The organism is Aliiroseovarius sp. F20344 (genome assembly GCF_023016155.1).
Taxonomy (GTDB): domain Bacteria; phylum Pseudomonadota; class Alphaproteobacteria; order Rhodobacterales; family Rhodobacteraceae; genus Aliiroseovarius.
The window spans coordinates 58,662-71,664 of sequence record NZ_JALKBG010000006.1 but is presented as its reverse complement, the minus strand read 5'-3'; the positions used below and the strand labels follow the sequence as shown (position 1 = coordinate 71,664).

Below are 13,003 nucleotides of genomic sequence, written 5' to 3'. Positions count from 1 at the left end.
TCACATATCGTGATTTCAATTTTTTTGAAGCTAGATGCAGTTAATTCTAATTGCTGTGAAGCAGGTAGGTGTCTAGCTTTGTAACGCGTCAATGCGCCAAGCAACCCGCAAAATCAGGGAAAAAGGCGTGAAAAGACCACCAACGGGAGAAAAATATGATTAAGTTTCTGAAAAATGTGAAAGGCATGGCGGCAGTTGCCGTAATGTCAACTGGCTCGGCAGCCTATGCTGATTGCGGTGAAGTATCGATCACCGAGATGAACTGGCCTTCATCCCAGATCATTACACACGTGTCCAAGTTCCTGATGGAGCAAGGCTATGGGTGCACAGTTGAATTGGTTCCATCTGCAACCGTGACCGCCGTTGCATCTCTGTCAGAGAACCAAGAGCCTGACATCGTGACCGAGCTTTGGCTAAACTCGACCGGCGAAGCCTATGCGAAGCTGAAGGAAGAAGGCAAAGTCAAAGAGCTAACCCCCGTGTTCGATCCCGGTGGCGTAGAAGGTTGGTGGATCCCATCATACTTGGCTGAAGCACATCCTGAGCTAAAGACTGTTCAAGACATCATGGCAAATCCTGATCTTGTGGGCGGTCGTTTCAACAACTGTCCGGTCGGCTGGGGCTGCCGGATCGTGAACGACAACATCATTACCGCTTTGGGCATGCGTGATAAGATGGAAATCTTTGACCACGGATCGGGTGAGACACTGGCGACCTCGATTGCCGCCGCTTATGACGATAAGCAGCCTTGGTTTGGATACTACTGGGCGCCGACTGCTGTGCTTGGCAAATACCCAATGACCAAAATCGAAATTGGTCCGATTGACGAAGCCGTCCACAAAGCGAACGCTCAAGCGGACAATGACGCTCCTGGCGTATCCGATTTCCCACCTGCACCTGTGTTGACTGTTGCGACCTCGGCATTGGCTGAACGCGAGCCCGAAATCGACGCGCTGATGTCGAATGTCAGCTTCAACATTGACGTGCTGAATAGCGTTCTTGCTTGGGCCGACGAAAATGGAGCTTCGACCGAAGAGGCAGCTGTTTACTTCATCACCAACAACTCGGACATCTGGTCGGGTTGGGTCAACGACAGCGCACGCGAGAAGCTTGCCGCGTTGATCAAGTAACACTGCAATCACATGGTGTCGCCGGGCCGCATCGTTGGTCTGGCGACATCTAAAGGTGATTTTTCAATTTACATGAGACGAGTCTGGCTCGTGTCATACACGGCGGAAGGGGCAGTGTATCATGGCGACTTACGACTTCCTGTTTGACGGGCTTGGCCTGCGCGAATGGTGCGATAGCAGCGGGGCTTCGGATGCTCCGCTCTCGATGGCGGAACTGCTGGCACAAGCGGGGGCCAAAGAAGAAACTTCGATGCTGGATGTTCCATTCCCATCGCTTGACGAGCTTAACGCGGCATGCGGATCATTCGCTCAGTCTCGGGATGTGACCAAGGGCGTTGAGAATGCATTTTTGTCTGCCAAGGACGCATTGCGTTTTATCTTGGACCCGGTCACTCAACCGCTAAGCTGGATGTTGGATTTCGCGCTCGCGACTTTCGAAGCCACACCATGGTGGATCATGATCCCAATCCTTGGGCTAGTCGTATACTACGCCTCCAAGTCCATTAAGCTGGTCGGTTTTGTTGTGGCCTGCCTGATGTTTCTTGCCTTCGTCGATCACTATGACCACGCGATGCAAACGCTCGCGATCATCTTCGTCTGTGCGTTCCTTTGCGTTTTAATAGGGGTGCCCATAGGCATTGCCATGTCACGAAATGACCGGCTTCAAAGAATGACAATCCCGGTGTTAGATATGCTCCAGACGCTTCCGTCTTTCGTCTATCTAATTCCGCTGATCTTCTTGTTCTCTGTTACGGAACCAAAGCTCTATGGCATCGCCATTATTCTCTACGCCATCGTGCCGGTCATCCGCCTGACCGATCTGGGTATCCGTCTGGTGGACAAAGAAGTGATCGAGGCCGCGGACAGCTTCGGAATGACGGACAGGCAAAAGCTATTTAACGTGCAAATCCCGCTTGCCCTTCCCAACATTATGGCCGGTGTGAACCAGACTATCATGATGAGCCTTGCGATGGTTGTAATTGCATCTCTGGTCTCGGCGCCGGGGCTTGGTGTGCTTGTGCTTCGCGGCATTCGCAACCTTGAACTGGGTGTGGGGCTTGTGTCCGGTCTTGGGATTGTCCTTTTGGCGATCATCCTTGACCGCGTGACCAAAGCTGCACTTGACCGTGTCAACGCTTCGCAGAAACACTGATCGGGAACGAACAAATGACCAATAAAATCAAAGTCTCGATCCGTAACCTGTACAAGATCTTCGGTGCCGACCCAGAAAGCGCACTGAAACACGTTTATGACGGAACCTCTAAGGCTGATCTTCTGAAAGAACACGGCCATGTTCTGGGCCTGAAAGACATCAATGTCGATATGCAGGAAGGCGAGATCACCGTGATAATGGGGCTGTCGGGGTCCGGTAAGTCGACCCTGATCCGTCACCTGAACCGCCTGATCGAACCCACTGCCGGGCAGGTCGAAGTCGATGGCGAAGATGTCCTTTCCTACGACGAAGAACAGCTGCGCAAAATGCGGCGCGAAACCATGTCGATGGTGTTCCAGAAGTTTGCCCTACTGCCCCACCGGACCGTGGCTGAGAACGCAGGAACCACGTTAGCGGTGCGCGGGGTGCCTAAAAGCGAGTACTTGCCAGAAGCCGACAAATGGCTCGATCGGGTGGGGCTGCACGGATATGGCGGGCACTATCCGCACCAGCTTTCCGGTGGCATGCAGCAACGTGTGGGCATTGCCCGGGCGCTGACCTCGAACTCGCCAATCATGCTGATGGATGAAGCGTTCTCGGCGCTTGACCCGTTGATCCGCACCGACATGCAGGACCTGTTGCTGGAGCTTCAGAAAGAGCTGCACAAGACGATCATCTTCATTACCCACGATCTTGATGAGGCGCTTAAACTGGCCGATCACTTGGTCATCCTGAAGGACGGCTATGTCGTGCAACAAGGCGAGCCGCAGCACATCCTACTGAACCCGAACGATCCATACATCGAAGACTTTGTCAGCGACATCAATCGCGCACGGGTTTTGCGTGTTAGGTCGATCATGACACCTTTGGAAGGCGACGTGGTGCCGCCAGACGCCCATGGCGAAGTTGACTATGATGATACGCTGGAAAGCATGATCGCGCAGTCAGGTGGAGATACCTCGCACGCTTACGTCGTCACCCGCGATGGCAAGCCCGTCGGGACGCTGGAAATGACCAGCCTTGTCCGGGCCTTGGTGCCCCGTGTCGCGTCAGAAGCGGGCGCACGACAATACTAAAATGCACTGGAGGGGCTTTTGGCCCCTCCAGTGGCATTCAGACCTAGACGACGAAGACGATCTAGTTTTGCAGACGGCGGACCACATGCGAGACTGTAGTTGTCGGTCTATATAAAAGACCTCTAGTCGCAGTTATCATCTTTCGTTCAGCACATCCGCCAGCACGCTTACTGCAAGGCGGCGCGCGTCCCGAACGGATGGGATCAGCCCAATTGGACCTTTTATCTGTTCCAGATCAGCCTGCGATACGCCGAGCGCTTCCAACTCAAGCTTGCGCATCTCGGCCGCGCGTTTGCTGCCTTGTGCCCCGATGAAGAACGCCTCTGATTGAATGGATTGGCGTAGAATGGGGGGCTCCCATTCGTGATCGTGAAAGAAAAGCAGGATGGCAGAATGGGCATCGGGGTGCAGGTCATCTGGGAAGTGGGCCGAGATCAGATGGCGCGTTTCGCAACCCGCTTGCGTTGCAATGGTCAATGTCTCGGCATCAGGGGACAGCAGCAAGTTTGGGTAGCCTGCGGATTGGACAAGTCCTGCAAACGTGGTGGCTTCGGGTCCTTTGCCGAACACATAGAAGAACAGCTCAGGTTCGATGCAGATATTGAACCTATCCGCGTCGCGCCCGGTCGCGACGCCTTCGGTGATCAATATCGCGCCCGTTCCAAGATCTACCGAAAGCGTCGTTGTTTGTCTGTTGGAATGGCGATCGCAGATTGTATCAAGCACAGCCTTATCAGGTCGTGGGATCAATGTGATCTCTAGCCCGCCACCACAAGGAAGCTGGATGTCTTTGTAAGGCGAGCCAAGACCGTAGAGAACGGTTCTTTGTTGACCCGTCGTCAACGCGTCCATGGCGTGCAAAGCGATGTCCTCTTCGACGCATCCAGAAGAAAGTGTTCCCACCCGTGTCTTATCGCCAAACACTGCCATCATCGCACCCAGCGGCCGATAGGATGGGCCTTCGATGTTGGTGATAATCGCCAATACACCCGGCTGATCGGACGCAGCCAATTGTCGGATCGGTTCAATCACCGAGCTTGCATCAAGGGTAGGAACAGCCATGGGACCTCATCTTATTCAGCAACTTGCGAGCATAAGGCACAGCGGACACACCGCAAGCGTTTCCCGCGTGACAGGCATGTGCACCAGTGCTTAAATGAGGCGAATTCTCTTGAAGAGGTGGTGACATGGTTGGCATTCCAGCGAGCATTGATGACACACTCGCAGGCTTGTCTGACGAAGGCTATGTCTGCGGGCGCGATCTGGGGACGGTGGTTTATCTGTCACTGAAACTGGGCAAGCCACTGTTTTTAGAAGGTGAGGCTGGCGTCGGCAAAACCGAAATTGCCAAAGCGCTTGCTGCGATGCTTGGTCGGCAGCTTATCCGTCTGCAATGCTACGAAGGGCTCGACGCAGCTTCGGCGATTTATGAATGGAACTTCGCAGCCCAGATGATCGCCATTCGCACGGCCGAGGCATCAGGTGGGGCCAGTCGGGAAGAATTGCAGACCGAACTTTTTTCGCAAGACTATATGATCAAGCGTCCGCTTTTGCAGGCAATGGAGCCGCATGCCGAGGGTCCCCCGATCTTATTGATAGATGAGGTGGACCGGACGGATGAGCCGTTTGAGGCGTTCCTTTTGGAAGCGTTGTCCGACTTTCAGGTGACCATCCCAGAGGTTGGGACAGTTAAGGCCGAAGAACCGCCTGTCGTCATCCTAACCTCGAACAGAACCCGCGAAGTGCATGATGCACTCAAACGACGCTGCCTGTATCACTGGGTCGACTACCCCGCGTTTGAACGTGAACTGGCCATCCTTCATGCGCGCGTACCCGATTGTGCAGCGACCTTGTCGAAAGAGATCGTCACCTTTGTTCAGGCGCTGCGCGGCGAAGATCTGTTCAAGAACCCCGGCGTGGCTGAGACCATCGACTGGGCACGTTGTCTGATCGCGCTGGACGCCGTCGCCCTATCGCCGGAAGTGGTGTCCGAGACTTTGGGTGCGCTGTTGAAGTACCAAGATGATATCGCCAAGATCGCCGGTTCCGAGGCGACGCGTATCTTAAACGAAGCACGTCAACAGCTGGCGCAGGCGTCGTAATCAATGCAGGCTTTGCACGAAACGGAAGGTCGGCTTGTTGAGAACATCGTCCATTTCGTGCGTGCGTTGCGAAAGGCTGGCCTGAAGGTCGGCACCTCTCAGGTGAAAAGCGCGATATCGGCGGTCGCCGCTGCCGGGTTTACACAGCGAGAAGACTACTACTACGCGTTGCGCGCGACACTGGTGTCACGCCCAGAGCACTTGGAAGTCTTTCACCAGGTGTTTCAGATGTTCTGGCGTGACCCGGAGTTTCTGGAACGCATGGTGCGCTCGATGCTACCCTTGATGCAGGTAATGGCGCAGGAAGAGAATTCACCTAAGGCCGCCCAGAAACGCGCAGCAGAGGCGCTGTGGGATGGAGCGTCCGAACCTCAGGACCAGCCTGAGCGCGAAGAGATCGAGGTAGATGCACAACTGAGCTGGTCGCAAAACGAGGTTCTTCGAAACCAAGATTTTGAACAGATGAGCGTCGACGAACAGGCCGAGGCGGCCAAACTGATCCGCACTCTTTCGTTGCCTGTTTCACCGTTGATGACCCGGCGATTTAAACCGTCAAAAATCGGTAGACGCCCAGACACCCGCGCCGTTTTGCGTCGCTCACTGCGCAAAGGCGGCGAGATTGATCAGCTGTCGCTGAAGGTTCCAAAACACCGACCACCCAATCTTGTTGCGATCTGCGATATCTCGGGTTCGATGTCGTCTTATTCTCGCATGATGATGCATTTTCTTCACGCTTTGAAATGGTCGCCCACGTCGGATTGGGGACAAGTGCACGGTTTCACATTTGGCACGCGGCTTACCAATGTAAGCCGGGCTTTGGCACATAGGGATGTCGACCAAGCGCTTGAAGCATTGGGACGCCATGCGCCGGATTGGCAAGGCGGCACCCGGATTGGTGAAGCGCTTTTTCGGTTCAATCGCGACTGGTCGCGGCGCGTGCTTGGGCAAGGCGCTGTCGTGCTTTTGATCACTGATGGGTTGGAACGAGGCGAAACTGATTTGCTGAGAGCCGAGGCCACGCGCTTGGCGCGATCTTGCCATCGGCTGGTCTGGCTTAACCCGCTTTTGCGGTATGATGAATTCTCTCCAAAGGCTGCTGGCATTCGTACGTTGCTGCCGATCGTGGACAGCTTTCATGGGTGCCACTCTCTGAACAGCCTTGCTGATCTGGGCGAGGCTTTTGCGACAAGTGGCGACAAGAAACGCTACCAAGATTTGCTGCAAGTGCATTGATCGGAAACTAAAATTTCTTGCTAAGAATCGTTCGGTATCTATTATCGGTTGTCATGCACATTTCTAAATTCCGCCACCCGTCATGGAGATGACTGGCAGCTATCGCATCGGGGCACCTCGAGAAGCCGTTTGGGCGGCTTTGAACGATGTCGATGTGCTTAAGCTTTGCATTCCCGGCTGCGAAGAGATCGAACAGACCTCGCCCAACACGATGACTGCGAAGGTCGTGCAAAAAATCGGACCGGTGAAGGCCAAGTTCGATGGCGCGATTGAACTTCTGAATATCGAAGCACCCGCCAGTTATACCATCCAAGGCGAGGGACAGGGCGGTGTCGCGGGTTTCGCCAAAGGCGCAGCAGACGTCGTTCTGACCGAGGATGGCGACGAAACCGTGCTGGAGTTTATGGCCAAGGCTCAGGTCGGCGGCAAACTCGCCCGCCTTGGCAGTCGTTTGATTGATGCGACGGCAAAAAAGCTCGCCACCAAGTTTTTCGATAATTTTCACAATCATCTAACTGGAACAGATCCGCCGGGAGATTGATCCCGACGGTCATTGAATACACGGGCATCAAGACCCGTCCTTATAGGGAGGATCACATGACCAACATCAACATGACAGTGAACGGCAAAGCCGTCAGCGGGGACGTCCCGGACGAAACGCTTTTGTCGGAATTCCTGCGTGAAAACCTGCGCCTGACCGGCACCCATGTCGGGTGTGACACAAGTCAGTGTGGTGCCTGTGTGGTTCATGTGGACGGAAAGGCGATCAAGTCTTGCTCGACCCTTGCCGTCGCGCTGGAAGGTGCGGATGTCACAACCATCGAAGGCCTAGCCAATGGGGGTGATCTGCATCCGATGCAGCAGGCCTTCAATGACAATCACGGCCTGCAGTGCGGCTTTTGCACCCCCGGCATGATCATGACCAGCGTCGACATGGTGAACCGTTACAAGGCCGAGGGTAAGGAGCTGACCTCGGACGCAATCCGTGACGAGCTGGAGGGCAATATCTGCCGCTGCACAGGATACCATAACATCGTGAAGTCGGTCGAAGACGCCGCCTCGAAAATGTGAATGAACCGGAGGACAAGAACATGAAAGATGGAATTGGAGCCCCGGTCAAACGCAAGGAAGACAAGCGTTTCACAACCGGAAAAGGCAAATACACAGACGATATTCGCAACGACAATCAGGCCTATGCCGCCTTCGTGCGCAGCCCCTATGCACATGCGAAGGTGAAGGGGATTGATACCTCTGCAGCTATGGCCATGGACGGTGTGATTGATGTGTTGAACGGTCAGCAACTAACGGGTGACGGCATCGGAAACATCATCTGCGGTTGGGCGATTACATCGAAAGATGGCAGCCCGATGAACATGGGCGCATGGTCTGCCTTGGCAACCGAAAAGGTGCGCTATGTTGGGGACGCGGTGGCGGTCGTGATTGCTGAAACCCAGGCGCTCGCCCGGATCGCTGCCGAAGCGGTCGAAGTCGACTACGAGGAACTACCGGTCGCAGCCCATATTGAAGCCGCGATGGCAGATGGCGCGCCGCAAATTCACGATAACGCTCCAGGCAACCAGATCTATGATTGGGAGCTTGGGGATGAGGCAGCGACAGATGCCGGGTTGGCAAATGCCGCCCACGTCACAACGCTGAACATCACCAACAATCGCCTGTCGCCGAACCCCATGGAGCCGCGTAGTGCGATTGCGACCTATGACGACGCAGAAGAGCACTATACGCTCTACACCACCAGCCAAAACCCGCATGTGGCCCGGCTTGTCTTGTCGGCTTTCTACAACGTCGCCCCAGAACACAAGCTGCGGGTGATCGCACCTGATGTGGGCGGTGGCTTTGGGGCGAAGATCTACATCTACCCCGAAGAAATCACCTGCCTGTGGGCATCGATGAAGACCAACCGGTCGATCAAGTGGACCTCAGACCGGTCCGAGGCCTTCCTGACCGATGCGCATGGCCGTGACCACGTGACGACCGCACATATGGGATTTGACGCGGACGGTAAAATAACCGGGTTTAAGATCGACACGCTTGCCAATATCGGCGCGTATATGTCGCTCTTCTCAAGCTCTGTGCCGACGTATTTGTATGCCCCGCTGATGTCAGGCCAGTACAACATCCAGAACATCCACTGCAACGTGCGCACCTATTACACCAACACAGTTCCTGTTGATGCGTATCGTGGGGCTGGACGGCCCGAAGCGACCTATCTGGTCGAACGGATGATGGAAACCGCAGCGCGCGAAATGGGCATGGACCCGGCAGAGCTTCGGCGACGCAACTTTGTGCAGGAGTTCCCGCACCAGACACCGGTGCTAATGCAGTATGATGCAGGCGACTTTCCGAAGATCCTGCAAATGGCGCAGGACTCGGCGGATGTGTCCGGGTTTGCGGCGCGTAAGGCAGAAGCTGCGAAACGCGGAAAGCTGCGTGGGCTCGGATACTCAACCTTTATCGAGGCCTGCGGCCTTGCTCCCTCCAAAGCGGCAGGTTCACTGGGCGCGGGCGTGGGTCTTTGGGAAAGTGCCGAGGTACGGGTGAACCCCGTAGGCTCGATTGAGATCCTGACCGGAAGCCATAGCCACGGACAGGGGCATGAAACGACCTTCGCCCAGATTGTTGCTGACCGTTTTGACCTGCCTGTCGAAAACGTCTCGATCGTGCATGGCGACACCGACAAAGTGCAGTTTGGGATGGGGACCTATGGCTCCCGCTCCGGCCCGGTTGGGATGTCCGCCGTCGTCAAGGCAATGGATAAGGTCGAAGCCAAGGTGAAGAAGATCGCAGCGCATACGCTGGAAGCTTCGGAAGACGATATCGTCATCGAAGGCGGCGAAGTGAAAGTGGCCGGGACCGACAAATCCATGGCATGGCACGAGGTCGGATTGGCGGCCTATGTTGCTCACAACCTTCCTGACGACATGGAGCCGGGCTTGAAAGAAACCGCATTCTTTGATCCCGTGAACTTCTCCTTCCCGTCGGGCGCATTCATCTGCGAGGTCGAAGTGGACCCCGAAACGGGTGAAACTGAAATCGTCAACTTCACCTCAGCCGATGACTTCGGAACCATCATCAACCCGATGATTGTCGAAGGTCAGGTGCATGGCGGTGTCACACAGGGCATCGGTCAGGCAATGCTGGAGCAAGTCGTTTACGATGATGATGGCCAGCTACTGAACGGGTCTTACATGGATTACGCAATGCCGCGTGCCGCTGATGTGCCATCCTATTCGATCAGCCATCACGAGGATTCACCAAGCCCGAACAACCCGTTAGGGGTTAAAGGCTGTGGCGAGGCGGGGGCAATCGGCGCCCCTCCGGCAGTTATCAATGCCATCACCGATGCCATCGGCACTAACGATCTGGCGATGCCAGCAACCCCGCAGGCGGTCTGGAACGCCATCCAGGCAGCGAAATAAGGGAGGATTAAGCTATGTATCCGACAAAATATACCAAAGCCGCGAGCATCGATGACGTTTTAGCAGCCCTTGCGGCTGGTGAGGATGCCAAACTTCTGGCCGGTGGGCAGACACTTCTCGCCACGATGAAACAGCACTTGGCCGCACCCAGCGATCTGATTGATGTGCGCGCGATTGACGGCATGTCAGGCGTAACGACGGACGGTGATACGCTTGTGATCGGCGCAGCGACCACCCATGCGGATGTCGCAGGAAATGCAGATGTGCAACGTCTGTGCCCTGCATTGGCGTCGCTCGCGGGTGGGATCGGGGATCCGGCTGTACGTTACGCAGGTACTATCGGTGGTTCTATCGCAAATAACGACCCTGCCGCGGATTACCCTGCTGGGTTATTGGCGCTGGGCGCGACCATCGTGACCAACACACGAGAGATCGCTGCCGATGACTTCTTCGAAGGTTTGTTCACCACAGCGCTTGATGAAGGCGAAATCATCACCGCAGTGCGCGTCACAGCCCCAGCCAAAGCGGCCTATATGAAATTCCGCCAGCCAGCCTCTCTCTTTGCGCTGGTCGGAGTTTGTGTTGCCGACGGTGCGGGCGGAACACGTGTCGCGGTAACTGGCGCGGGCGAAGATGGCGTTTTTCGCCATGAGGGGCTTGAGGCCGCACTCTCGGGCAACTGGGCAGCTGCTGCGACGGAGGGTGTAAGCGTTGATAGCGACGGGTTGATGTCCGACATGCATGGCAGTGCTGACTACCGAGCAAATTTGATCAAGGTTCTTGCCAAGCGTGCTGTTGACGCCAGTTGATCGACAATACCTCCTCCATCGCAACCTGCGTTAGTGGTTCGGTGGAGGGGCTTTCCCTATGAGGGTTCAAACGAAATAGCTTTGCTCTTCCATTGATTCCGCCTGAACCGCAATTGAGTTTAGCTGCGCGCTTCGGTGTATTTGCCCGAAAGGTTTTTGACTTGGGGTTTGCCATCATTTGACATCTGCGCGGAATGGCACTCGGTCCCTCATTGCGGTCACCGGTTCGAATTGTGGCGAAGGTCCGCCTTCCTAACCAAACTAACTAATCTCAAGATAAGTCGAACAATGAACTCGAAAACTCGATTAATAGTTGAAACTCAACTTAGCGTAAGACGTCGCAACCAATAGCATCCAGTTGGGCGGGTAAATCCCATGCCAAAAAGACAAATGTAATGTTTTCGGGGTTTGTGGCGGAGACGAAGGGATTCGAACCCTCGAGACGGTTTCCCGCCTACTCCCTTAGCAGGGGAGCGCCTTCGACCACTCGGCCACGTCTCCGTCGACCCGTATATGTTTGCAAAACCTGAGAAACAAGACCAAAAAAAGCTTACTTTAAAAAAAGTCTCGGCTTTAAGTGGCTTGTGGAATTCGGCACAAATCGGAACTGAAACGCACCAGTGTTTGGCAAGAATTTGGCAATTTCTTCAGCTTCCAGTCTGAGTGCAGTTTTCCGCGATACCTAATACTGGCCGCTGTCATGCTGCGTGTATTTCCCAGTTTCAGCCGAGCAAACCAGCACAACCGACACTGTAGAAACACTCAGGCAAAGCCTAACTTCCCTACCCAAGACGAAAGAGCGCGCAACAAATAGAGTTTGCACTCTCTATTGAAGGAAGGTGGTGGACCGGGGAGGATCATCTTCCATTCCCTGCCCTTTCGAAGCGGACGTCTACTCACTCTTCGCTGCTGCTCGTTCTCGATAGAAGTCCTTCTGGCTCGAGCCATCCAGCGAATAGTGTTTCGAGTTTTTGGGCCGGAACGTTTCGCGCCACTGATGCAGACGTGCCTCATTTCCACCGCACACACGATTGGGAAAACTCACCTGAAAAAACTGCATCACAATCGGTAAAACCTGCATCCAGAGCTGCAAAAATTGCATCTGGGGCTGTGAAAACTGCATTTCGACCTGCAAAAACTGCATCACGTGCCCTGTAAGCCTTTGCTAAGGCGGAGAAAATCGGAGCTCCGAAAGTAAAGGAAAGAATAGAAAAACATGGAAAGGCCGAAAGAGCGGCCCGAGGACAGGGATTTTGATCAAGATTTGGAAGGAATTTGAGAGTGGCTAGCGCTGTCCATTCCATAGCAAAATTGAAGTTTTATCTTGGATTGTCCTTGCAGCCAGTGAGTTCCGGAAACCCCGTTTTGATATTCTGAAAACGAACCGATATTACGCCTCGCGAAGAGAGGGGCGATGAGCACTCCAAAACCTCTCAAACTTCTTTGAGATATCTCGGTTGAACCCACCTCCCTGACAGAAACACAGGGAGCCTTTCATGTCACAAGAACAACCAGAACAGACCACCGATTTGTTAATCAGCACAAAGGAGCTCCGTGAGTTTCTTGACTGCGGCGACACTCTTGCAAGAACGCTCATGCAAAGGCTGGATATTCCCAAACGTGGGTCTGGTTATCCACGGGTGCGCTTGTTGTCTGCTCTTGGGTTTCCAGCGCCTCTCCCAACAAACACGCCAGAAATCTGGCGAACTCTGCTGGATGTTCCGGCTACTGCGTTGAAGACTGGGGAAGCGCAAAAGACAATTGGGCGAATGTTTTCAGGCGAGCATCGTGACCAATCCTTCACGAATTACATGCACGTCGGCGATCGAAAAAGACTGATCTTCCCGTTCGAAGTTGAGGCGTGGCTGACAGGCGAATTGCCGAAGTTCAACCGACAAATCGAATTGATGCACCCAAGTCTTCGCGCGACACATAACCTGCCCAAAACCAGCACCCGCCGAAAGGCACACACTCTGCGAAAGTCTGAAACGACAGTTTCTGCCGCCATGTTCATGCCTCCCAAAAAGGTGGAATAAACCTTTGGGGAAATATTTCTGCGTTCC

12 protein-coding genes and 1 tRNA gene are annotated in these 13,003 nt (G+C 54.5%); 10 read left to right on the top strand and 3 right to left on the bottom strand.

Going from position 1 to position 13,003, the window contains the following annotated elements; genetic code table 11:
* The first annotated feature begins 155 nt into the window (after positions 1-155).
* From MWU55_RS06065 to MWU55_RS06055, 3 genes are all read left to right on the top strand, one after another.
* Positions 156-1,130, top strand: coding sequence for an ABC transporter substrate-binding protein (locus MWU55_RS06065; RefSeq protein ID WP_246934922.1), 975 nt, complete (start codon positions 156-158; stop codon positions 1,128-1,130).
* 121 nt (positions 1,131-1,251) lie between these two features.
* Complete coding sequence (locus tag MWU55_RS06060) at positions 1,252-2,283, top strand: ABC transporter permease subunit (protein WP_246934920.1); 1,032 nt, start codon at positions 1,252-1,254, stop codon at positions 2,281-2,283.
* Positions 2,284-2,297: 14 nt separating this feature from the next.
* Complete coding sequence (locus MWU55_RS06055) at positions 2,298-3,359, top strand: glycine betaine/L-proline ABC transporter ATP-binding protein (RefSeq protein ID WP_246934918.1); 1,062 nt, start codon at positions 2,298-2,300, stop codon at positions 3,357-3,359.
* Between the two features lie 135 nt (positions 3,360-3,494).
* Here the strand turns inward: MWU55_RS06055 and MWU55_RS06050 are convergent, their stop codons facing one another.
* Positions 3,495-4,421: an XdhC family protein gene (locus MWU55_RS06050; RefSeq protein WP_246934916.1), complete on the bottom strand. Its 927-nt coding sequence runs from the start codon at positions 4,419-4,421 to the stop codon at positions 3,495-3,497.
* Positions 4,422-4,546: 125 nt separating this feature from the next.
* On the opposite strand from MWU55_RS06050, the gene MWU55_RS06045 reads away from it, so the two are divergent.
* The 6 genes from MWU55_RS06045 (at position 4,547) to MWU55_RS06020 (ending at position 10,940) form a co-directional block, all read left to right on the top strand.
* Entirely contained in the window at positions 4,547-5,461 is a 915-nt protein-coding gene (locus MWU55_RS06045) for a MoxR family ATPase (protein ID WP_246934914.1), read from the top strand.
* 3 nt (positions 5,462-5,464) lie between these two features.
* Entirely contained in the window at positions 5,465-6,694 is a 1,230-nt protein-coding gene (locus MWU55_RS06040; protein ID WP_246934912.1) for a VWA domain-containing protein, read from the top strand.
* 88 nt (positions 6,695-6,782) lie between these two features.
* Positions 6,783-7,235 carry a carbon monoxide dehydrogenase subunit G gene (locus tag MWU55_RS06035; protein ID WP_348646217.1) on the top strand — a complete coding sequence of 151 codons (453 nt, stop codon included), beginning with the start codon at positions 6,783-6,785 and terminating at the stop codon, positions 7,233-7,235.
* Between the two features lie 56 nt (positions 7,236-7,291).
* The gene (locus MWU55_RS06030; protein ID WP_246934909.1) at positions 7,292-7,765 is read left to right on the top strand and encodes a (2Fe-2S)-binding protein; all 474 of its coding nucleotides are present in this window, start codon (positions 7,292-7,294) and stop codon (positions 7,763-7,765) included.
* A gap of 20 nt (positions 7,766-7,785) precedes the next feature.
* Positions 7,786-10,131, top strand: coding sequence for a xanthine dehydrogenase family protein molybdopterin-binding subunit (locus tag MWU55_RS06025; RefSeq protein WP_246934907.1), 2,346 nt, complete (start codon positions 7,786-7,788; stop codon positions 10,129-10,131).
* A 14-nt stretch (positions 10,132-10,145) separates the two neighbouring features.
* Entirely contained in the window at positions 10,146-10,940 is a 795-nt protein-coding gene (locus MWU55_RS06020) for a xanthine dehydrogenase family protein subunit M (protein ID WP_246934906.1), read from the top strand.
* A gap of 411 nt (positions 10,941-11,351) precedes the next feature.
* Here MWU55_RS06020 and MWU55_RS06015 read toward each other — a convergent pair.
* Positions 11,352-11,441, bottom strand: a tRNA-Ser gene (locus tag MWU55_RS06015).
* A gap of 391 nt (positions 11,442-11,832) precedes the next feature.
* Positions 11,833-12,084: a hypothetical protein gene (locus MWU55_RS06010; protein ID WP_246934904.1), complete on the bottom strand. Its 252-nt coding sequence runs from the start codon at positions 12,082-12,084 to the stop codon at positions 11,833-11,835.
* Positions 12,085-12,535: 451 nt separating this feature from the next.
* Here MWU55_RS06010 and MWU55_RS06005 point away from each other — a divergent pair, with 451 nt between their 5' ends.
* Entirely contained in the window at positions 12,536-12,976 is a 441-nt protein-coding gene (locus tag MWU55_RS06005) for a hypothetical protein (RefSeq protein ID WP_246934902.1), read from the top strand.
* Positions 12,977-13,003: the final 27 nt, after the last annotated feature.